The following is a 22570-nucleotide window of genomic DNA, read 5'->3' as shown; positions in this document are numbered from 1 at the left end:
GGGGCGCTGGAAGGTACCAGGCCCCACGATCCCGAGCGGCGAGGGTTCCCCCTCGAGGCCCCGCTCTCCGCATCCGGTCCGATTCCCGACCCGACGGCGCCAGCGCCTCGCGCCGAATCCCGCCCCCAAACGACGACCGCCCGGCCCCCACGGGGACCGAGCGGTCGATGTCGGGTAGGCCGGATTTGAACCGACGACCCCCAAGCCCCCAGCTTGGTGCGCTACCTGGCTGCGCCACTACCCGAGGTGCCGTGGGACGCGGGGTCCCGTGGCGGGTCGGCGAAACTAGGGGGCGCGTCAGAGGCGCCGCAACACGTCCGCCAAAAACGCACGCAGGTCTTCGAGCTCGGCCCGCGACAGGTCGGCCGTCGGCGTGCCGCCGGCGGGCACCTCCCCCGCCATCACCTGCTTGGCCCCGTCGATGGTGTACTTCTCGTCGCGAAGGAGCCCGCGGATGCGCTCGACGACCTCGATGTCGCGGTCGGTGTAGGCCCGGTTGCCGGCCCGGTTCTTTTTCGGGGCGAGGTCCTCGAACTCCGACTCCCAATAGCGGAGCACGTGGGGCTTGAGGCCGGTCGCCTCGGCGACCTCCCGGATGGAGTAGTACAGCTTGCGGATGCCGGGCGTGGGCATGGTGAGGATCGCGTGCGGACCGCCGGCGGCGGCGGGGCCGAGCGGCTCGCGCGCTACGTTCGGCGGGTCCCCCCACCGTGCCGTTGCGTCGCGCCCTGCTCGCCCCCGAGGTCGGCCTGCTGGCCGTGGTCCTGGTGTGGGGCGTCAACTTCGCGGTCATCAAAGTACCGCTCGACGTCGCCCCGCCCTTTACGGTCAACGCGCTCCGCTTCGCGGTCTCGGTCCTCGTGCTCGGCGGGCTCCACCTCCGGCAATCGCGTCAGCGGGGTGTGTCACCGCTCGTGACCTTCCAGACGGGCGGCGTCGGCGCAGTCGTCGGCCTGGGGCTGCTCGGCATCTTGCTCTACCAGGTCGGCTTTATCGTGGGGATCGACCGCGTGTCGTCGGGCACCGGGGCGCTGCTCATCGCGACGAGCCCGGCGTGGACGGCGCTGACGGCGCACCTCTTGAAGCAGGAGCGGCTGCTGGCGCTGGGCTGGGCGGGATTCGCCGCCAGCCTGGGGGGCGTCGCACTCGTGGTCGTGGGCAACCCGGCCGCGGCGTTCGAGGGCGACGGGAGCGGATTCGTGCTGATGCTCGCCGCGGCGCTCGCGTGGGGCGTCTACACGACGCTCGCGCGGCCCGTCCTCGACCGGGGCGCCACGCCGCTCGGCCTCACCTTCTGGGGCATCGTGGTGTCGGCGCCGGGTCTCATCGCGCTGGCCGCCCCGGAGGTCGCGGGCGTCGAGTGGGGCGCGTTCGGCGTCTGGGAGGTCGCCGCGATCCTGTTCTCGGGCGGGCTCTCCACCGGGCTCGCGTACGCCATCTGGAACACATCCGTACAGACGGTCGGCGCCTCGAAGACGGCCGCGTTCTCGAACCTCGTCCCGGTTGTCGGGGTGATCGCAGGCGTCGCCCTGCGCGGCGAGCAGGTCACGCCGCTGCAGGTCGTCGGCGGCGTGCTGATCGTGGCGGGCGTCGTCGTCGTGCGCCGGTTCGGCATCGCGGCGACGCCCGGGCCGCTCCCCCCCGTCGTCGACTAAGGTCTCAGGCGCCGATCACGTCGAACGTCGAGCCGGTGACGGGCTCTTTGCGGACCTCGATACGGATCGGGAAGGCGTCCTTGAGTTCGTCGAGGTGGGTGATCACCAGGATGGTCTCGAAGTCGTCCTGGATGGCGCGGATCGCCCCGATCAGGCTTTGTAGGCCCTCGGCGTCCTGCGTCCCGAAGCCCTCGTCGATGACGAGCGTGCGGATCTGGGTGCCGGAGCGCTCCGCGAGCATCTGGGACAGCGCGATGCGGAGCGCGAAGTTGACCCGGAAGGCCTCGCCGCCCGAGTACGTCTCGTACGGCCTGGCCACGCCCTGGTCGTCGGTGATCCGGATGTCGAGCGTCTCTTTCGTGCCGCCGCCGGTCTTCTTGTCCTTGAGCGTCTCCAGGGCCACGCGAGTGCGCCCCCGCGAGAGCCGGTCGAGCAAGGTGTTGGCACGCGCCTCGATCTCGGGCAGTGTTTCCTCGATGATGAGCGACGGGATGCCGTTTTTGCCAAACGCCCGCCGGAGGTGGCCGTAGAGCGCGCGCTCCTTTTTGACGTCGCGGAGCTCGGCCTTGGTGGCCGTCCGGCGCTCGCGGTCCTTGGCCGCGCGGTCGAGCCGCTCGGTGAGCCCGCCGAGCCGGCTCTGGGCGGCTGCCAGCCTCGACTGCGCCGTCGCTCGCGCCTCGGCCGCCGCGTCGCGCGCGGTGACCGCCGCGTCGCGCGCCGCGAGCGAGGCTTGCAAGGCGTCGAGGGCCGTCCGCTGCTCGGCGGTCCGCTCCGCAATGGCGCGGCGGTCGGCGGCGATGGCCGCGCGGCGCTCGGAGAGGTCGGCACGCTGCCGGCGGGCGTCGAGCAAGCTCGCCAGCCGGGCCGGGGCGTCGGCGAGGGCGTCGAGGGCGCGCGACACGCGCTCGTGCTCGTCGGCGCGGTAGCCGATGGCCTCGACTTGCTGGTCGAGCGCGGCCATCCGGGTTTTCAGCTCCGCCCCGGCGTCTCCGCGGTCGAGAGCCGCGCGAGCGGCGGCGAGGTCGACTGTACGGCGCTTGTGATCCGCGCGAGCGCCCTCGAGCCGCTCCGCGGCCACGGTGAGCTGGCGGAGCCGCCCGGCCCAGTGGTCGCGGAGGGCGGCATCCGAGCGGGCGGCGTCGTGAGCGGGGGCGTCGTAGGCGACGGCCGCGAGCGTGTCGGCCAGCCCGGTCCGCTCGGCGCGCACATCGGGGCTGAAGGTTTCGCGGTCGATCTGGTGCTTGATCTGGCGGGCCTCTTCGCGCAGGGCCTCCAGGCGCGACTCGGCCGCCGCCCGGCGGGTCGCCTCGTCGGCGGCCGACGCGAGCGTTCGGGCCGCCGCCTCGCCGGCGTCGATGGCGGGTCCGAGGGCGGAGAACTCGGCCCGGAGTGCGTCGCGAGCCGCGACGGCCTCGCCCCGCTCGCGCTCGGCGACCGCCCGCTGGCGGGCGATCTCCGCGAGCTCGGCGTCGTAGCCCGCGAGGACGTCCGCGCGGTGGGCGTCGCTCAGGTCGGAGCCGCACGTCGGACACGCGTCCTCATCGCTCTCAGCAAGCTTGCGGCGCCGCGCCTCGATGCGCTCGCGGTCGGCCGCCAGCGACTGGAGCCGCCCGTCGAGCGCGCCGACGGTCCGCGACGCCTCGCCGCCCTCGGTCTGGATGGCCAGGCGCCGGGCCACGGCCGCCTCGCCCTCGGCGACCGCTGCCGTCAGCGCCGCCAGGTCCGGCGCGGCCGAGTCCTTGACCTCGCCCGCCAGCCGCTTGCCTTCGTCGACGACGCTCGCGTACCGGCCTTCGAGCGCGCCCTTGTCGGCCGCGAGCCGCTTGTCGAGCGCGTCGATGCGCGCGGCGATGGTGTCGCGCTCCTTGGCGGCGGCGTCGAGGCGGTCGAGGGCGGCGCGCGCCGTCTCGGCGCGGGCGAGCGCGGCCTCGGCCTCGGCACGCCCGGCAATCGCCTCGGTGTCGGCCGCGATCTGTCGGTCGAGCGTCTCGACCTGCCCCGCCAGCTTCGTCACCTCGGCCTCGGCCGCCGCTCGCGACTGCTGGATCTCCAGCCGCAGCGCGTGGCGCTGGTCGTCGACGCCGCGGTGCAGCGTGGCCTTCTCGTCGAGCGCGGCGCGGCGGGCGCGCAGCGCCTCGTACTCGGCGTGCGCCGCCTCGATAGTCTCGGCCTGGGCGATGAGGGCGTCGGCCGACTCGATCTGGGCCGCGACGCGGGCGTCGTCGGTGTCGAGCCGCGCCAGCCGGTTGGCCGCCTCCGCCAGCGACCGCTGGAGCGCTTCGGCCTCGCGCGCCGTCGCGTCGAGCGCGCTCAGCGTGGCGGTGGCATCGGCCACGGCCTTCGCGGCCGCCTCGACCTCCGCCGTCGCCTCGGCGACCCCGGCCTGTGCTGCGTCGCGGTCCGCCTCCCAGGCGCCGACGTGCTCGAGCGCGTCGTCGAGCCGCGCGGCCTCGGCCTCGAGCGCCGTCGCCCGCTCGCGGAGCCGGGACCACCGGTCGCCCGCGCGCGCCGCCAGCTGGTCGTAGCGGCCGAGCGCCAGGATCTTACCCAGGATCTCCTTCCGTTCGCCGGGCCGCTTCTTGGTGAACTCGTCGCTGCGCCCCTGGAGCAGGAACGTCGAGTTGATAAACGTCTCGTAGTCGATCCCGACGCGCCCCTCGATGAGGGCTTGCGTCGCCCGGACCGACTCGGCGGTGAGCGCCTGCCACGTCTCGCCGTCGAGGACCTGGAATTCCAGCCCCGGCTTCGAGGTCTTGCCGCTCGCGGACACCTGGTAGCTCCGGACGACGCGGTAGTCGGTCGCGTCGACGCGGAACGCGAAGTCGACCTCCATCGAGCGGTGGCCGACGCGGAGCAGCTCCTCGTCCGGCTTGCGGGCCTCGCTCGACTTGCGGGCCTCGCCCCAGACGGCCCACGTCATCGCGTCCAAGAGCGCGCTCTTGCCCTGCCCGTTGCCGCCCGAGAGGCAGGCCACGTGGATGCCTTCCAAATCGAGGACCGGCGCGTCTTCCCCGTACGAGAGGAAGTTTTTGAGCTGGAGTCGGAGCGGGACCATCGATCGGCGGGGGGACGCCGCAAGATCGCCCGGCCGGCTGCCAACGGTCGGGCACCCGGCGACCCCGCCCCTCGCTACGCCGGGTCTTCGTCCAGGATGTAGATCGCCCGGAGGTTACGCGCCAGCTGGCCGTAGTCGAGCCCGTAGCCGATCACAAACAGGTTGTCGATGTCGAACCCGACGTAGTCCACGTCCACGTCGACCTTCATCGCGTCCGGCTTGCGCAAGAGCGTCGCCGAGCGGAGCGACGCCGGGTTGAGCCGGGTGATCTGGTTGATGACGTACTCCATCGACAGGCCCGTATCGACGATGTCCTCGACGATGATGACGTGCCGGCCCTCCAGCTTGGCGTCGATCTCCTTGAGCTCCGTCACGTTCCCGGTCGAGACCTTGCCCTCGCCGTAGCTCGACAGCTTGTAGAAGTCGACCTCGGAGTCGGCCGGAATGGCGCGCATCAAGTCGGCCGTGAAGATGAACGCGCCGTTGAGCACGCCGATCAGGATCGGGACGCCGACGTCGGCGTAGTCGGCGGCGATCTGGGCGCCCATCTCGCGGATCCGAGCCTGGATCTGCTCCTCGCTCAGGTACAGCGTGAACCGCTCGCCGCGGCAGGTGACGACGTCAGGGGCGGCGGCGATCTCGGACATCGTTCGTGCGGCTGGGGTCGGGAAGCTACCCCGGCCCGCCGTCGGCGTGCCACGACCACTGAATCGCTCGCCGGGTCTTCGCGGTGACGGCCGCCCACCCCGCCAGCCGCAAGCCCACCACCCACGCCACGCGTCCGCCCGCCACGACGACCGGCGCGTGCGCGCGGTCGGCGCGCGCGACGCCCCCCTCGCGGAGCACGTCGGCGACGGGCCGAGACCCGCTGAGCCCGAGCGGCGCGATCCGGTCCCCGGGTCGCCACGTCCGTACGGTCGCGCCTTCGACCGCGTCCGCGTCGACCGCGACGGACCACGGATCGGTGCCGAACGACGTCGGAATCCCGTCGAGGGCTGTCTCGACAAGGGCCCCGCTGGCGGGCGGCCGATCGATTTCGAAGCGGAGCGCGTCCGGCTCGCGCCACACGCGGAGGCCGCCGCTGTCGACCGACGCGCCCACGTCCGCATGGAGGAGGGTCCCCAGCCGGGAGACGAGGGCGCGGGACCTTGTGGCGTGGGGCGACCACTCGGCGACTGCTTCTGCTAGGATGGCGTCTCGGAGCTCGGCGGCGAGCTCGCCGACCGCTAGCGCGAGCCGACTGTCTCCCCCTGCGTACTCCAAAAACTGCTCGCGGACGGCCGCCAGCCCGGAGCGGGCGGCGTCGGCCGAGGCCGCGATGCGCCGGTCGACCCCTGCGCCGCCTTCGGCGCGCAACGCCGGGAGCGCCGTGTGCCGGAGGCGGTTTCGGGTGAACCGGTCCGTCGCGTTCGAGGGGTCCTCGCGCCACGCCCAGCCGCGCTGGCGGGCGACGGCCTCGACCTCGGCACGCGAGGATTGCAATAACGGCCTCGCGAGCACGATCCCCTCTGCGAGCGGGCGCACCGGCGGCATTCCCGCCAGCCCCCTCAGTCCGGCGCCCCGCGCCAGCGCCAGCAACACCGTCTCGGCTTGGTCGGTCGCCGTGTGCCCCGTCGCGACGGCGACGCACACCTGCTCGCGGGCCGCCTCCGCCAGCGCGGCGTACCGTGCGCGGCGCGCCTCGGCCTGCACGTTCCCCTCGCCCACCGCCACCGTCCGCCGCACCCACGGTACCCCAAGGCTCGTGGCAAGCGCTGCGACGAACGCGCCGTCGTCAGCGCTGTCAGAGCGCAGGCTGTGGTCGACGTGGGCCGCCACCACGTCGACACCGAGCGCGACGAGCGTGTGGAGAAGCACGGTCGAGTCGACCCCGCCGCTCGCGGCGACCATCAGGCGGCCCTCGACGCCGGCCGCCGCCAGCGCGTCCGCGACCCGGGCCCGGACGGTCACCGAGGCCGGAAGCGGCGGTCGATCTCGTCGCTCGACAGGCGCGTCATCGTGGGGCGGCCGGCGGGGTCCGAAAACGGGTCGGCACAGCCGAAGAGCTGGTCAACGAGCAGGCGCGCCTCGGCGGGGCCGAGCGTGTGGCCGGGCTGGATCGCCGTCCGCGAAGCCATGCTCCGGGCGACGTTCTCGCGCGCGCCGAGCTGGAGCCGGTTGTTGCGCCGGAACTGCGCCAGCAGGTCGTCGAGCACGTCGCGCTCGTCGCCGAGCGTCACGTCCGCCGGGACGCCGCGGACGAGGACGGGGCCGTCGTCGGGGATCGTGAGCTCGAAGCCGAGGGCCATCAAGTCCGGGGCGATCTCGGACAAGAGGGCGCGGTCGGTCGCGCTCAGCTCGACGGTGAACGGGAACAGCAGCTGCTGGCACGACGCCATCCCGCTCTCCATCGACGCGAGCGCCCGTTCATAGAGGATCCGCTCGTGCGCTGCGCGCTGGTCGACGACGAGCAAGCCGGAGCGGACCGGCGACAAGAGGTAGCGGCCGTGGAGCTGCCAGAACGTGCGCTCGGGGTCGTCGGCCAGGTCGAGGTCGAGGTCGCCCTCCGGCACGGGGCCCAGGCGCGACGGGATCGGCCCGGCGGGTGGGCCCGGGTCGACGGGCGGCACCGGGGTCGGCCGCGGGGGGCGCGGCTCGGTCGGGCGGAAGCTGTCGCCCGCTTCCAGGCGGAACGAGGTCGGCGCGGCGTCGCGGCTGGCGCCGTCGCCCCGGGGCGGCATCGGGACGGCGGGCCCGAGATCGGGGTCGGCGAGCGGCCGGTCCGGCAGGGGCGGCATGGCGGGGGGCAGCACGGGCGGGGCGACGTCGGCGCGGACGGCGCGGTCGTCAAAGGAGAGCCCCAGCCCGCCCTCCGCGAGCGACCGCTTGACGACGGCCTGGACAAAGCTGTAGACGCCTCGGTCGTCGTCGAACTTGACCTCGGTCTTCGTCGGGTGCACGTTGACATCGACGTGGCGCGGGTCCACGTCCAGAAACAGGGCGTAGAGCGCGTGGCGGCGATCGGGCAACAGCGCCCCAAACGCGCTCCCGACGGCGTGGTCGAGCGAGCGGCTCTTGACGTAGCGGCCGTTGATGTAGAGGTACTGCTCGCCGCGGCTCCGCCGCGCGCGCTCCGGGTGTGCCACCAGGCCCGTCACCGATAGATAGCTCGTGGACTCCTCGACGGCGACCAGGCGTCCGTCGAGCCCGCCGCCCGCGAGCGCGCCGAGGCGGACCGAGAGCGCGTCGTCGCCCCCGGCCGCCGGCAGCCGCCACACCTCGGTCCCGTCGTGGACGAGCGTGAACGCGACGCCGGGGTGCGACAGCGCGAGCGCCTGGAACGTCTCGACCAAGTGCTTGAACTCGGTCGCCGGGCTCTTGAGGAAGGCCCGCCGCGCAGGCACGTTGTAAAACAGGTTGCGGACCGAAATGCAGGTGCCCTCCGGCGCCGCGCACGGCGACACGTCGACGACCTCTCCCCCATCGGCGCGGACGCACGTGGCCGCCTCGTCGTCGCGGCGGCGCGTTTTGAGCTCCACCTGGGAGACCGACGCGATGGACGCGAGCGCCTCGCCGCGGAAGCCCAGGGTCCTCAGCGACTCCAGGTCCTCGAACCGGCGGAGCTTGCTCGTCGCGTGCCGTCCGAAGCAGGCCACGGCGTCGGCCGGCCCCATCCCGCAGCCGTCGTCAACGACCTGGATGAGTTCGCTGCCCGCCTTGCGCAACGTGACCTCGACCGAGCTGGCGCCCGCGTCGAGCGCGTTCTCGAGCAGCTCCTTGAGCGCGTTCGCCGGCCGCTGCACGACCTCGCCCGCCGCAATCTTGCTGGCGAGGGTGTCGGGGAGGGCCCGGACGAGCCCGTCGGTCGCGTCGGGCGTCGCCTCCATGGGTTACTGGAAGAACCACCCGCCGAACGCGGTGACGCGCGCGACGATGTCTTCGATGTGGATAAAGAGGTAGAACGCCAGCGCGAGCCCGAGCCCGACGGCGACGAACTGCGGCTGCTTCGTCTTGCGGGTCCGCCGCTCGCTGGGGCGGACGAACTGGAGCTGGCGCTTGCGGCGGGCGTCGGCCTCCGGGTCGTAGAACCGAGGCTGGTAGTCGAACCCGCGCGGGCGGGCCTTGCGGCCGTTCTGGATGCCCAGCATGATGATCTCTGGCGTGTGCGTCAAGGTAACGACGGGCCCGGGGCGTCCGTGCCTGCTGTCCCTAAGGTCGCACGGGCCGGTGACAGCACCGGGTCAGCTCCCCACGGGGCCGCCTCGGGACGCGTGCCCCTCTCCCTCCTGGACCGTCTCCGCGAGCTCTTGATCGAGGTCCAGGCCCGCCACCGCAAGCGGGGCGGGCGCTCAGAACCCCACCCTGTCCCTCTCCCAGCGGGAGAGGGGACGTCGGAGGCTCCCACAAGCATGCGTCAGACAGCGACCTCGGCGCCCTGCTCGGCCATCAGCTTGGCCTGCACGTCGCGGGGGACGGGGTCGTAGTGGCTGTGCCGCGCGCGGTGCAGGCCGCGGCCCTGCGTCATCGAGCGGAGCGCGGTCGAGTAGCGGTACAGCTCGGCCTCGGGGACGTGGGCGATGATCTTCTGGAACGGGCCCTCCGCCTCCATACCCTGGATGCGCGCGCGGCGCGTGTTGAGGTCGCCGAGCACGTCGCCCATCTGGCTGTCGGGGACGAGCACCTCGAGCTCGACGATCGGCTCGAGGATGGCCGGCTGGGCGTCGCGGAAGCCGTCGCGGAAGGCCATCTTGGCCGCCGTCTTGAAGGCGTTTTCGTTCGAGTCGACCGAGTGCATCGAGCCGTCGTAGACCACGACGCGGACGTCGCCGACGGGGTAGCCCGCGACGGGCCCCTCGCGCAGCATGTCGGCCACGCCCTTCTGGATGGCCCCGAAAAAGCGCTGCATGTCGATCACACCTCCGACGATGGCGTCGACGTAGTGGACGCGGCTGCCCCACTCGGTCGTGACCTCGGCCTCGTTGCGCACCTTCATCGAGCCGGGTGGGTCGAAGGCGTGGTCGGCGGGCTCGACCAGGATCTGGATCTCGGCGAACTGCCCGGCGCCCCCCGTCTGCTTTTTGTGCCGGTACCGGGCGTCGGCGCGGCTCCGGACGGTCTCGCGGTAGCTGACGCGGGGCCGCGAAAACTCGACCTCGACGTTCGCGCGGTGCGCCATCCTGTACTTCGCGATGTCGAGGTGCATCTCGCCCTGGCCGCCGAGCGTGACCTGCCCGAGGTGCGCGTCGTGCTCGACGACGAGCGACGGGTCCTCCTTGACGATCTGCGCGAGCCCCTGCGCCATCTTGTCCTCCTCGCCCGACCGCGCGGCCCGGACCGCCAGCCGCATCCGGGGCTCGGGGTACTCGACGGGCGTGACCACGGCGCCGCTCCCCTTTGCGCGGAGCGTGTCGCCGGTCGAGGTGTGCTTGAGCTTGACGGTCACGCCGATGTCGCCGGCGACCAGGTGCTGCACGTCGTCGCGGGCCGAGCCGTTGATGGCGAACAGGCCGCCGAGCCGCTCGGTCGCCCCGGTCTGGGCGTTCTCGAGGTCCTGCCCCGCCTTCAGGGTCCCGTCGTAGACCTTGAGGTACGAGTACTCGCCGACGTGCTCCTCGGCCATCGTGCGGAACACGAAGGCGACCGGGTCGCCGTCGGCGGAGACGGAGACCGAGCCCGCGTCCATGTGGGGCGGCGGCATCTCGACCGGGCTCGGGCAGACGTTGTCGATGAACGTCATCAGCCGGCTCACACCGACGTTCTCCGACGCGACGGTCAGGAAGACGGGGAACAGCTCGCGCTTGAGCATCGAGTGGTGGAGCCCGGCCCGCATCTCCTCCTGCGAGAGCTCGCCCTTCTCGAAGTACAGCTCCATCAGCCCCTCGTCGTTCTCGGCGATGGCCTCGACGAGCTCGTTGTGGAGCGCGTCCGCCGCCTCCCGGAAGGCGTCGGCGATGGGCTCGACGGTCGCCCGGCCCCGGTCGTCGAACCGGAGCTGCTTCATGAGCAGCACGTCGATGATGGTGCGCGTGCCCGAGCCGCCGGGGAGTTGGACCGGAATGGCCGCGCGGCCGTAGCGCTCCTGGATCTTGGCCAGCGTCGCCGCAAAGTCGGAGTCCGTCGTGTCGAGCTTGTTGAGCACGAACATCGCCGGGGTCTCCGTCATCGTGGCGTACGTCCACGCCAGCTCGGTCCCCACCTGGACGCCCTCGGCGGCGTCGATCACGAAGGCCGCCGTGTCGGCGACCTTCAGCGCGGTGATGGTCTCGGCCGAGAAGTCGAGGTAGCCGGGCGTATCGAGGAGGTTGATCTTGTGGCCCTCCCACTCGGCATGGAGGACGGAAGTGAAGACGGACATCTCGCGCTCCCGCTCGCTCTCGTGGAAGTCGCTCGTCGTCGACCCCTCGGTGACCGCCCCCATCCGGGGAATGGCGCCGGCGCTGTACAGCATCGCCTCGGCGAGCGTCGTCTTCCCACTCCCCTGGTGGCCCACGAGGGCGACGTTGCGGATGTGGTCGGCGTCGTAGACGGTCATCGTGTCAGGGGGATGAGAGGAGCGCCCGGGGGGGCGGCAAGATCCCGGACCGTGAAGACAATGTCAAGGAAGCACACTCCTCCGGCTCCGTTCCCTTTCGACCGACCGGGGGTAGATCTGACCGGGACGTAGCTCCTCTGACCGCGCGGGGCTGCGCGTCGAGACACGGGTCGCTATGGGCGCCCCCGTGGCGGGCCGCGCCCGCGGGCCAGGGCGTGATCGGTGCGCGCGGAGCGTTCCGGCGCAGCGGGCACGTGCCGCGTGGGCGCGCGGCGTAGGGGGGCCCGACGCGGTCGCGTGGGGCCGTCCCCGACGACGTTTGGGGCGTCGTCGGCGAGGGCCGGCACGGGGTCCGGATCGGGGGCGGGGAGACACGGACGCGTCGGCTCGTCGAGCGCGGGCGGGAGCGGCGCGTCGGAGAGCCCGGCCCAGTGGCGGTACGTGACGCGGTGGGCGTCGAGCATCTGGGCGAGCCCGAAGTCGCGGACGGCGCGCTCGCGGCCGAGCCGGGCGCACGCGTCGTACCGCTCGCGGTCGAGGAGGAGGTCCGCCAGCCCCTCGCCGAGCGGCTCGAAGCCGCGCGGCGGCACGACGATGCCGATCCCCTCGACGGCCTCCTTGACGCCGCCCACGTCCGTGGCGACGACCGGGCGGCCGCACGCCATCGCCTCGATGACCGAGAACGGGAAGCCCTCGGAGATCGACGACAGCGCGAACACGTCGCCCTCGTGGTACAGCTTCGAGGGCTCGTCGTGGTAGCCGGCGAACGTGAAGTGGTCCCGGACGCCGAGCTCGTCGATGAGCGCCTCGCACCGGTCGGTGTAGGGCTTGTCGACCCAGTTGGCGCCGTAGACGACGAAGTGCACGTCGGGCACGCGTCGGCGCGCCACGTCACACGCGCGGATCAGCGTCTCGATGTCCTTGAGCGGGAAGACGCGCGCGGCCGTGACGACGGTCGGTCGACGACCGGCGGGCGTGCTCGTGGGGGGGACGAACAGGTCGGTGTCGATCCCGTTGTAGATGGTCCGGATGCGGTCGCGCGTGACGCCCATCCGCTCCTCCCAGCGCGCGTTGTGGCGGCAGACCGGCGACACCTGGTCGGCGGCGACGTAGCAGATGCGGCTGACGAGGTGGACGAGCCGAAGGAGAAAGCGCTTGAGGAAGAACGACTCCGTCGAGGCCGACATCGCGATGTAGCGCTCGCGGAGGTAGATCCCGTGGTCGGTGACGACGAGCGGCGTGCCGTGCTCGACCTTGGCGATCACACCCGCCAGCCCGGCGAAGCCCGCCAGCGTGGCGTGCGCGAGGTCGGTCTTGGGGACTTCGACGGTGATCGGGAGCAGGAAGCTGTACAACCACCGGAGCGCCTGGACCAGGTCGCCGAGTGTGGGCGCCACGTCGCCGTCGGCGCCCTGCGCCAGCAGGGTGTCCCGGACGGCCCGCCACGTGCTCTCGGCGCGGAACGACGCGCGGTGGTCGTAGCGGACGAAGTACCGGTTGAGGTCGCGGATCAGCCGCGCCTCGTCCCAACCGGCCGCCTCGGGGCGCTGCAGCGCGTCCATCAGGCGTTCCAGGAGGGGCACGAAGCGGGACTCCACGACGGCGTCGCTGGTGCGCGCGCGGCGCAGCACGGTCGTCGCGAACGGCTCGTCGTGGCGCGTAAACTCGGTGGGCTCGGCGGACCCGAACAGGGGCACGGCGACGACCGACTTGACGTGGTCGGGTAGCTCTTTGTGCAGCCGCAACGCCGTGGACCCCGTTACCGCCAGCAGGTGCACGTCGACGTCCGGGAGCCCCCTGATCACCACGTCCGCCCACGTCGTCACGCCGCCGCCCTCGAAGGGATACGTCCCCTCGGTGGTTAGCAAGACGGAGGGACGGCGAGAGGCGGGCACAGAAGCAGGCGGGTGTGCCGACAGTTCTCCAATCGTCGTTCCCCACGGCCCTGCCTGGACCCTCTCGCGTTCAGCCCTCCACCTTGGAACCCGCGGGTGACACCGGGTCTCCGCCCGTGTCGGACGGCGCCGACACCGACCTGTCGGGGGGCGTGTCTGGCACGGGCGATCCGCGGGAGGCGTCGCCCGCAGGCGTGACGGTTTGTCAGTGCGCGATCGCGCCGTAGACCGCGCGATACTGGGCGGCGACGGCCGCCACGGTGCGGCCCTCCACGCGACGGAGCCCCGCGTCCCCGAGGCGCTGGCGTTCGCCAGCATCGCCCGCCAGCGAACGGAGGGCGTTGGCGATTGGGGCCGCGAGCGTGCCGGGTTGGGAGTCGGTCGGCGACCCGACGACGATGCCCGCCGGGTCGGGGCCGCCGATCAGCGCGCGGATCCCGCCCACGTCGGGTGCGACGCAGGGCACGCCGTGCGCCATCGCCTCCAGGAGCGCCAGCGGCTCGGCCTCGCTCCGCGACGCGAGCACGACGGCGTCGGCGTGGCGGAGCCAGAGCGATGCGGGCTGAATGCCCGTGAGGTGGACGCGCTCGCGCACGCCGAGGCGGCCCGCGAGGGCGCGGCAGCTGGCGGCGTACGCCAGGTCGTCTGTCGGCCCCACGAGGTGCAGCCGGGCGCCGGGCACGTCCCCGAGCAGGACGGCGAACGCTCGGATCAGCGTGTGCACGTCTTTCAACGGCGTCACGCGGCCGAGGTAGACCACGCGAAACGAGGCGTCGAGCCGGGCCGAGGCCTCCACCTCCGCAAGCTCCCGGGGGCTCAATGGCCCACGCGACGCGGGCGGGGCGACGCCGTTGGGGATCACGAGGGCGTCCTCGAACCCGACGGCCGCCTGCAAGGACAGGTTCGCCGCCGTCACGGTCGTTACCACGTCGGCGGCCGCAAAGGCCTGCCGCGCCGCGTCCTTGAACCAGTCCACCCAGCCCGCCCGGCTCGCGCAGGGGTTGCCCCCCGACGCGTCCGCGCCTAGCAGCCGCAAGCCGGTCTCGAGCTCCGGTGCCCCCTGCTCGACCTCGTGCCAGTACACGCCGTGCTCGGTCACGACGAGTGGGACGCCGCGCTGGCGCTTGATCGAACGCCCGACGAGCCCGGCAAACCCCGTCGACAAGGCGTGGACCACGTCGCACGCGGGCAACTGGGCCGCCAACTCGTCGGGGTCGATCGCGTCGAGCGCGTCCGGAAGACGCAGGTCGGTGTGCCAGACCACGTTGTCCGGACGCTCGAACGCCGGGGCGCCCGGCCGCTGTCCTGCATATAGATGACACACACCGAATGAGACATCCGGCGACGCCCGGATCAGGCCGTCCAGCCAGGTCGACACCCCGCCGATGGCGTAGGGATACGTGCCTTCGAGGACGAGCGCGACGTCGGCGCTACCAGCCTGTTCGTCCGTCCAGTTCGGGCCCACCGAGGGCTCGCCGGCCGACGTAGATGGGGAGTCGGGCACGGCGGGCGGCGTCGAGGGCATGGGCGCGGAGGCGGTCGGTGTCGGCATAATCGACGGCGAAGGCGCCGCCGCCGGCTTGGCGCATGCGGCGTAGGGCGGCGACCAATCGGTCGGTCTCGTCGGCCGGCGTCCGAACGTACGCGCCGTCCGGCGAGAGTCGGGCCCACACGCCCTCGACCAGCAGGCCGTCGAGCGCGGGCTCCACCCGGTCGAGGAGGAAGAGCCCCCGGTTCATCACGATCGCGTGCATCGGGTACGCCTCGCGGAGCGCCTCGACGAGCGCGACGACCCCGTCAGCCGTCTCGGGAAACAGGGCGGGTGCGGCGACGTCGGCCATGTCGAGGAACAGGCCGTCGAATCCCTTGGCGACGACGAGCCGCGCGACCGTCCCGACGATGAGCTCGCGCCAACCCGGCTGGCGGGCGTCGATAAACTGGTGGCCGGGCCACGCGGGGTTTTCCCCGAGCACCCACAACGGATCCACGGTGGGCGCGTGCGAGCGCCAGTCCTCGATCTCGCCGATGTTGACGTAGCCCAGCGTGGCCACCCCGGCGTCCCGGAGCGCGACCACGTCGTCGGCCTCGTAGGTGTCGGGGTCGAGGATGACGACGTCGAAGCTTGCCAGGGCGTCCAGCTCTGCGCGCTCCGACAAGATCGCCGCGAACGTCCCGGCGCCGTGCAGGGCGGCCCGGCGCGACTCTCGGGACACCTCCGCCTGCGATGGCGGGGGCGGGGTCACGCAGGCCGACAGCCCGACCAACAATCCGATCCAAAGGGGGGGCGACACAGCGTTCAGGGGAGGCGGAAGCGGGCGGACAGGGACACCGCGTCGGCCGCGTAGGCGGAGGACCCCGAGCGGCGCGCCTCGAGCCGCACGGCGTTGCGCCCGTGCTCGACCTCGACGGCGAGGCCGTACGCCAGGCTCGTCGCCGCGAACGTCCCGGACTGGCGCGCCAGGCCCAGCGTCCCGTCGAGACGGACCCCGCCGGTCGGCGCGAGGGCCGCGGCCAGGCCGACAGAGCCGGTCCACAGGTTGGAGGGCGTGTAGTAGGGGCGCGAGTCGGGGTACACGGTCTGGGTGTCGTCGTAAACGAGCGTGGCGGTCGGCCCGATGGCGGCGGCCGGGCGCGGGCCCGTGGTCCCGACGCGAAACGGGAGCCAGCGGCCCGAGGCGGAGGCCTGGACGCGAGCGTTGCCGTCCGAGTATCGGTGGGCGGCGACCGACCCGAAGGCCGAGAGCGCCGACGAGGGCTCGGCGTACGCCTCGGCCGTCACGGTCGTCCGCCGGAGGCCGGCTTCGAGGGCAGTCGCGGCGTCCGTCGCCCGGCGCGTCTCGCCGGTGAGGCGGACGAGGGCGAACTGCTCCCCCGCCCACGATTTCTGGACCCGGGCACGGACGACGGGGCTCAGGTCGCCCGGCGAGCTCTCGATCCCCGCGGCGCCTTCCACACGGAGTCCGCGTGCGGGCGTCCAGACGGCGAAGGGCACATAGCTGGCGGCCCGGGCGCTGGCGTCGTCGCGGCCGGAGATCATCTCCCGGGTGCCCTCGACGCCGACCGCCCAACGCGACGACACGACGGCCTCGACACGGACGGGCGAGGCCACGCGCTCGATGCCGTTCGAGTCGTCGCCCCGGGTAATTCGGGTGGTGACCTCCGGCGTCTGCAGGGTGCGGATGTCCGCGAGCAGGGCGTAGGCGCGGCGTGCGGCATCGGCGTCGAGGCCGATCCCAAGGGCGCGGCGCGCGCGGCGCTCGGCGAGCGACCAGTCGCCGTCCCACCGCTCGACCGCGGCGGACTCGAGCAGCAGCGTCGCGTCGTCGGGCGCGAGCCCGAGGGCGCGATCGAGCTGGCGCCGAGCCCGGTCGTCGCCGGCGGCGAGCAGGGCGAAGGCGAAGGCGCGCTGGACGGCCGGGTCGGCGGGCCGGCGCTCGGCGATCGGCGCCAGCAGGTCGACGGCCCGGGCGGCCCCGCCGTCCCACGTCAGCAGGCCCGCGAGCCGGACGCGGGCGTCGTCGTCGGCGGGGTCGACGGCCACCAGGCGGTCGAGGACGGGCACGGCCTCCGACGCGCGGTCGGTCCAGAGCAGGTGCTGGACGAGCTGCCGGAGCACGTCAGGGTCGGCGGGCCGGCTGTCGGCGAGCCACGCGAGGTGGGGCACGGCGGCCTCGGGCCGACCGGCCTCGGTGTAGCGGGCGGCCAGCGCGCGCCGCGCCTGGGCGTCGTCGGGCGCCTCCGCCACGCGGGCGGCGAGGGCGTCGAGCGAGGGGCGGTCCTGGGCGGACGCCCCTGCCGACAGGGCGAGGGCGAGCGCGAGGCCGGCGGCACGGAACGTCATGGGGTCGGGAGATCGCGGAACCGCAGCGACACGTCGAGGCCCGACGCGCGCACGGTGTACTGGGTGAGGAGCGGGCCCTCCCACACGTCAACGATTGTGCCGCCGTCGACCTCGACCAGCGCCTCGCCCGGCCGGGCCCAGGTCACGACCGTCTGGCGGGGCTGGCTGAGCCGGAGAGCGAGCGCCCGCCCGTCCGCCTCGTCGCGCGGGGTCGACGCCAGCGACAGGCGGTCGAAGGCGTGCATCCGGTCGGCGGCCTGGCGGGCGGTCACGAAATCGATCCAGGGGTAGCGCAGCTGGACGAAGCGGACCCAGCGCTCGAAGGCGGCGCGGAGCCCGTCGCCCCCCTCCCACCCCAACGCCGCGGGGTCGTCGAGGCCCATCTCGCGGTACGAGGTCGCGCGGTCCGCGTTGGGGTACACGTCGTCGGGGTGGACGAAGTGGGACCAGACGCCGAGCGAGGTCAGCAGGGTCAGGGTCCGCAGGCGGGCCTCGTCGCCCATTACGTAGCCGGCGGTGTTGCGGGGGAGCGCGTACACCTCGGGGGCCCACGGCTCGGGCCCGAACTCCCGGTCCTGCCCGAGCTCCGACGGCCCGAAGTACAGGCCGGCGATGGTGCGGGTCTCCGGGAACGCCGCCCGCAGCGCCGCCACGCCGACCGAGTCGATGCGGTTCATCGGCGGGACGTACGTTGTGGGCAGCGGTGCGGCGTCCTCCGAGACCCAGCGACGCCGCGCGACCCGGAGCGCGTCGATCATGGGCGCTTGCGTGCCCCAGACGTCAAGGCGGAGCGGCTCGTGGTTGTAGCCGTGGAGCGCCAGCTCCGAGCGCCCTGCGTCCTCCGCCATGATGTAGGGCGCGTACGGGACCAGCCCGCCGAAGCTCTGGACCCGGCCGGTCAGCCACTCCCCGAGATCGAAGGGCGGGGTCGTGCGGCCGTTGTAGGAATAGATGACTGTGCTCGTGTAGGGGAGGTCGTAGCGCTCCCCGATCGCCACCATGTCCGGGTACCACCGATGGGCGTAGAACGTCGCGGGCGACTCCCCGTGCGCACTCCAGATCGGCTCGACGCGCTGGTTCGAGGCCGGCGACGGGAAGTCGTCGAGGTAGACGGTCGCCCACCCCGCCATCGGGCGGACGTGCGCGGGGTGGACGAGCGCCAGCGACTGCAGCAGGTGCCCTCGGAACGCCTTCGCCCCGAGCGCGACCGTGTTCCAGAACACGACGCGGCCTGCGCCCCGGGCGCACGTCCACGCCAGCGGCCGGCCCTGCTCGCGCTCGGCGAACACGTCGCAGTCGGACGCGGCGCGCACGTCGAGGGCGGACAGCGCCACCGGCTGGAGCGTGAGGTCGTCGCCCCCAGGCATCAGGGCGTCTGTGAACGTCAGGGGCTCCGGGGCGGTCGAAAACCGAGGCGCCCCTGTCAGCTCGACCCCTAGAAGACCGGCGAGACGGGCGTCGTGCCCCCGGTACAACACCGCCAGCCCGCCTCCGCCGCGCACGAACGCGGACAGCTCGCGGGCGTCCTCGTCGGACATCTGGCCCAAGCGTTCGACGACGGTCAGCACCGCCTGCATCGAGCCGAGCGGCGGGAGCGGCTGGCCGGACGCGAGGTCGTGTTCCGCGAACGCGACGCGGGTCCGCCCCAGGGCCGTCCGCACGTGCTCGACGACGGGCGCGGCGTAGGGGTCCGTTCCGTCGACGAGCAGGAGCACCTCGGCGGCGCGTGCAGCCACCGGCCGGTCGACGACCGCCACGAAGCGGGCGTCCGCGTCGGCCGCGAGCATCCGGGACCCGACGAGGACGGTGGCCGCGATGCCGACGACGGCGAGCAGGGCGCGGAGGGCGGTCATCGGGCGTCGGCGCGAGCGATCGGCGCGGGCGCGCCGGGGATGACGAGGTCGGCGGGCACTTCGAGCAGCGTGCCGGCCGGGCGACCGAGGCGGAGCACCTCGACCTCGTCGTCGCGGTAGACGACGGTCAGCGTGGCCGGCAGGTCGTCGCGACGGGCGTAGGTGTCGACCCACGTGCGCAACCGCTCCGAATGGCGGCGCCCCGAGGGCCTCAGCTCTTCCCGCACGAGTGAGGGGCCGCGGCCGCGCTCGAGGAAGAGGTAGACGTCGGGCGTCGGGATCGCGTCGCGGCCGTGGTGCGAGTACCAACCGGCGTCGAAGTTCTGGAGGAAGTACTCGTAGTCCATGAAGCGGCCTCGGTGCCGGGCCCGGAGGCCGATCCCGTTGTGGGAGACGACGGTCCAGGTGTAAGGGATCGAATGGTCGGCGATGTCCTGAAACGCTTCGACGAAGCCGGCCGGCTCGACGGGCGGCCCGGGCACCGGCACGCCCCAGCCGGTCGTCACGACCACAAACGCCGCGGCGAGCGCCACCGCCGACGGGGCCCAGACGGGGGCCCGCCCGACGCCCAGGACCAGAATCCGGAGCGGCTCCACGACGCGGATGTAGACCTCGTTGACGAGGAGCCCCGCGGCGATGGCCACCGAGCACGTCAACAGCACCGCGGCGCCGCCGGAGACGCCCACGAGGTCGCCGCCGGTGCCCACCCACACCGCCAGCAGGCCGAGCGTCTGGGCCCCGTTCCGGACCAGCGCGCCGGGCCGGGGGAGCATCTCCGAGTAGATGGACCGGCCGGGCACGATGGGCGCCACCACCAGCAGCCCGCCCAGCACCAGCGCGACCGCCCCGGGGAGGGCGACGGCGACGTCCGCGTTCTCGAAAAAGAACACGGACCCCTCGAGGCCCAGGGTGTCGAGCAGGAGCACGTACCCACGCCACGCGCCGGCAAACGCAGCCCCCGCCCCCAGCAGCAGTCCCGCGCGGCGGACGAGTCCCCGGTCGCGGTAGTGGCCCCGTCGCTGCCCGCCGAGGGCCCGGCGCACCCGGACCTGCACCACGATCGCCAGCACGTGCAGGCCGACGAGCGCCGCCAGCAGCGCCCCGACGGCCGGGTACACCAGGCCCGTCGCCATCAGCCCGACGAGCCCGACGGAGATGCCGCGCCGGTTGCCGTCCCCCACGTAGGCGGCGAGGTGGGGAAAGACGGGCAGCGCGAGCGCCGCGGCCAGGAGCAGCGGCTCGGCGCCTGCCTGCCGCTCGATGGGCACGGCCAACAGCGGCCCGCCGACCGCCACGAGCAGCGCGCCCGCAAAGGCGCCCACCGGACCGCCCCAGTAAAAGCGGACCGTCTTCCAGACCCCGTAGGTGACGGCCCCGGCCGCGACCGCGCCCGCCCCACGCAGCACGAGCGAGGGCTCCACGCGCGCCATCTCGGAGAGCGCCAGCGCCAGCGCGGGCAGCCCCCAGCCGCCCTCGCTCCCCGTCGGCGCCCCGACCATCAGCCCCTTGAGCGTCTCCAAACTGGCGTAGAACCGGAGCGTGAACGGCGCCGGCTCGGCGAAGGCGGGGATCAGACGCACCCCGATGGCCACGACGGCGACGACGCCGACCGACGCCCTCCACGACATCGCCGTCGCCTGCTGTGGATCGACCGACCGTGCCGCCGACCTAGGACGGTCGGGGACGAGGAGGGCCCGGATCGACACCGGGTCGGATGGGGGGTCGTCGGCGCCGGGGGCGATGGGGCCCGGAGGGACGAGCCGCTCCAGCCACCGGAGCCCGTCGGCGTAGGTGAGGAGCAGGGTGCGGCGCCAGACCCGGCGGTACCGAAGCACCGCGCCCCCGGCGAGCGCGAGCGCGAGCGTGGTCGCGAGCGACATCGTGTCGAGCAGGCCGAGCACGCCGAGCGCGGAGGCCGCGACGACTGTCGCCGAGACCCCCAGCACGGCGTCGCCCCAGCCGCGCCCCTCCCACGACGAGGTCTTCGGCGGGCCGGGCAGCGCCGCGCGTGTAAAGAGGACGAACGAGACCAGGGCGACCACGCTCACCCGGAGCAGGCCCACCATCAGTTCGAGGCCGTAGGGGACGCCGTCCATCAGTACGCGGCGTAGGCGAAGTAGTCGGCCCGGCGGAGCATGCGGACCGCGTGCCGCGTCGTGAGCCCGGCGAACAGTGCGGCCCCGACCAGCAGGCCCCACCCGGCGTGCTCGTAGCCCCACCCCCGCGTGGCGACGAGGCCGACGGCGAGGTCGACCGCGAGCGCCCACGCGAGCGGCACGAGGACCCGGCCCGTCTGCCCCTGGGCCAGGAAGATGAGCCCGTTCATCAGCCCGACGCTGAAGCAGAAGTAGCCCGCCGCCGCGATCAAGAACACGTACCGCGTGACGCCCGCCCGGAAGATCGGGTGGAGCAGCTCGGGCCCGTACGTCCCCAGCCACAGCCCGCCGGCCCACACCAGCGCCACGGCCACCACGCCGATGACAACGAGCAAGAACAGGTGGCGCGCGTATTGCGCCGCCATGTGGGCCCCGGCGGCCTGAGGGTCCACCAGGCCGCCGAGCTCGTGGATCTGCCCCGACATCCGCCGGACCGAAAACGGCACGGCCGCCAGCATCGCAAAGATGACCGCCAACGCCCAGTCCATCCCGAGCTCGTACTCCGTCCGAAACCAGATCGGGTACGCCAGCGGGTCGTCGCCGGAGGCCGACCACGAGACGACGCGGTCGGCGAACAGGACGGCAAAGTATAGGATGCCGTACGCCACGTAAGGGAGCGTCGTGTGGACGACGGTCGAGACGCGCGGGAGGGGCGGCTCGGGTCCGTCGCCGGCGTCGCGGTCGGCGCCCGCCCCCAGCGTGCGCGTGGCGATCCCGAGGGCGATCGCGATCGCGACGGCCAGCCCGAGCGCGTGGGCCAGGTGGACGTTCCACCCGAGGCCCGCCACGGCGCCCCACACGGGCAGGATCCCGAGCGTCGTCGCCGCGGCGACCGCCCACAGCCGCTCCTCGACGTAGAGCAGCGCCAGCGCCAGCCACAGCCAGCCCAGCAGCACGTAGTACAGCGTCCCCACCAGCGCGAGCATCGCGGGGTAGAACGGCACGACCAGGTTGACGAGGACCCCGAGCGCTCCGGTGGACGCCACGAATCCGGCGCCCAGTCTCGCGATCCGGAACGCGACGCGGCGGGCCTGTCCCCCCAAGTCGTGCCCCAGCAGCCGCGACGTCTCGTGCGCGAGCGCCTGGACGAAGCCGGCCGTGGCGATAAAGCTGGCGATCGTGCCCATGGCGATCATGGTCGCCGCCCCCTCGGTCAGCCGGACCGACGCCCACAGCGAGTAGCCGAGCCAGACGAGGGCCGCGATCTGCCCGGTCACCGGGAGCGCGTAGAGCATGCCTCGTCCGTAGCTGCCGGAAAAGCGCCGGGCGAGCGTCGGGATCGTCTCCCGTGCCTCGGCCGCCTCCAGGCTCGGTCCCGCCGACGCGGCCTCGGTGACGCATGCCGGGTAGATGGCCTCGCCCAGATCGAACAGGTCCGCACGTCCGAACGCAGCGGCGTCCACGTCGCGCCAGCCCTCGCTCTCCAGCGCCGCCACCACGGACCACGCGTCGACGGGCCGGCCGATCCGGAACGCCACGGCCGTAGCGAGGTCGTGCTCGGCGGCGACGACCTGGGGGGCGATAGGGGGCGGAGCCGCCGCCGGAAGGGTGTCGGACATCGGTCCAATTATCGGCGACCGCCCCGCCCGGCTGAACCCCACGGC

15 protein-coding genes and 1 tRNA gene are annotated in these 22570 nt (G+C 73.3%); 1 reads left to right on the top strand and 15 read right to left on the bottom strand.

Features of this window, described 5'->3' with window-relative positions:
- Window positions 1-170: 170 nt before the first annotated feature.
- Window positions 171-244 (bottom strand) — tRNA-Pro (locus ACLIRP_RS06265).
- Between the two features lie 53 nt (window positions 245-297).
- Entirely contained in the window at window positions 298-633 is a 336-nt protein-coding gene (locus ACLIRP_RS06260) for a MerR family transcriptional regulator (protein WP_412063105.1), read from the bottom strand.
- An 83-nt stretch (window positions 634-716) separates the two neighbouring features.
- Here ACLIRP_RS06260 and ACLIRP_RS06255 point away from each other — a divergent pair, with 83 nt between their 5' ends.
- Entirely contained in the window at window positions 717-1655 is a 939-nt protein-coding gene (locus ACLIRP_RS06255) for a DMT family transporter (RefSeq protein WP_412063104.1), read from the top strand.
- Window positions 1656-1659: 4 nt separating this feature from the next.
- On the opposite strand, the gene ACLIRP_RS06250 is transcribed toward ACLIRP_RS06255, so the two are convergent.
- The 13 genes from ACLIRP_RS06250 to ACLIRP_RS06190 all read right to left on the bottom strand — a co-directional run bounded on the left by ACLIRP_RS06250 (window position 1660) and on the right by ACLIRP_RS06190 (window position 22525).
- Entirely contained in the window at window positions 1660-4710 is a 3051-nt protein-coding gene (locus tag ACLIRP_RS06250; protein WP_412063103.1) for an AAA family ATPase, read from the bottom strand.
- 74 nt (window positions 4711-4784) lie between these two features.
- A complete protein-coding gene (hpt, locus tag ACLIRP_RS06245; protein WP_412063102.1) occupies window positions 4785-5357 on the bottom strand; it encodes a hypoxanthine phosphoribosyltransferase in 573 nt (190 codons plus the stop codon).
- 25 nt (window positions 5358-5382) lie between these two features.
- Window positions 5383-6660: a tRNA lysidine(34) synthetase TilS gene (tilS, locus tag ACLIRP_RS06240; protein WP_412063101.1), complete on the bottom strand. Its 1278-nt coding sequence runs from the start codon at window positions 6658-6660 to the stop codon at window positions 5383-5385.
- On the bottom strand, window positions 6657-8576 hold the full coding sequence (gene mutL, locus ACLIRP_RS06235; RefSeq protein ID WP_412063100.1) for a DNA mismatch repair endonuclease MutL: 1920 nt from the start codon (window positions 8574-8576) through the stop codon (window positions 6657-6659). Before mutL ends, tilS begins: the two co-directional genes overlap by 4 nt.
- A 3-nt stretch (window positions 8577-8579) precedes the next feature.
- A complete protein-coding gene (locus ACLIRP_RS06230; protein WP_412063099.1) occupies window positions 8580-8861 on the bottom strand; it encodes a hypothetical protein in 282 nt (93 codons plus the stop codon).
- A 242-nt stretch (window positions 8862-9103) separates the two neighbouring features.
- On the bottom strand, window positions 9104-11221 hold the full coding sequence (gene fusA, locus ACLIRP_RS06225; RefSeq protein WP_412063098.1) for an elongation factor G: 2118 nt from the start codon (window positions 11219-11221) through the stop codon (window positions 9104-9106).
- A 173-nt stretch (window positions 11222-11394) separates the two neighbouring features.
- Window positions 11395-13089 (bottom strand): GT4 family glycosyltransferase PelF, encoded by a 1695-nt coding sequence (gene pelF / locus ACLIRP_RS06220; protein ID WP_412063097.1) that lies wholly within the window; start codon window positions 13087-13089, stop codon window positions 11395-11397.
- 232 nt (window positions 13090-13321) lie between these two features.
- Complete coding sequence (pelF, locus tag ACLIRP_RS06215; RefSeq protein WP_412063096.1) at window positions 13322-14641, bottom strand: GT4 family glycosyltransferase PelF; 1320 nt, start codon at window positions 14639-14641, stop codon at window positions 13322-13324.
- Entirely contained in the window at window positions 14547-15329 is a 783-nt protein-coding gene (locus tag ACLIRP_RS06210) for an endo alpha-1,4 polygalactosaminidase (RefSeq protein WP_412063095.1), read from the bottom strand. Before ACLIRP_RS06210 ends, pelF (ACLIRP_RS06215) begins: the two co-directional genes overlap by 95 nt.
- Window positions 15330-15412: 83 nt before the next feature.
- A complete protein-coding gene (locus ACLIRP_RS06205) occupies window positions 15413-16957 on the bottom strand; it encodes a tetratricopeptide repeat protein (RefSeq protein WP_412063094.1) in 1545 nt (514 codons plus the stop codon).
- A complete protein-coding gene (locus ACLIRP_RS06200; RefSeq protein ID WP_412063093.1) occupies window positions 16954-18810 on the bottom strand; it encodes a DUF2194 domain-containing protein in 1857 nt (618 codons plus the stop codon). Before ACLIRP_RS06200 ends, ACLIRP_RS06205 begins: the two co-directional genes overlap by 4 nt.
- Window positions 18807-20906, bottom strand: a complete 2100-nt coding sequence (locus tag ACLIRP_RS06195; RefSeq protein WP_412063092.1) for a hypothetical protein — start codon at window positions 20904-20906, stop codon at window positions 18807-18809. Before ACLIRP_RS06195 ends, ACLIRP_RS06200 begins: the two co-directional genes overlap by 4 nt.
- A complete protein-coding gene (locus ACLIRP_RS06190; protein ID WP_412063091.1) occupies window positions 20906-22525 on the bottom strand; it encodes a hypothetical protein in 1620 nt (539 codons plus the stop codon). The genes ACLIRP_RS06195 and ACLIRP_RS06190 overlap by 1 nt, the downstream gene beginning before the upstream one ends.
- Window positions 22526-22570: the final 45 nt, after the last annotated feature.

This window comes from Rubrivirga halophila, assembly GCF_046845755.1.
In the GTDB taxonomy this organism is placed as follows: domain Bacteria; phylum Bacteroidota; class Rhodothermia; order Rhodothermales; family Rubricoccaceae; genus Rubrivirga.
This window is presented reverse-complemented; position numbering and strand designations above follow the sequence as displayed.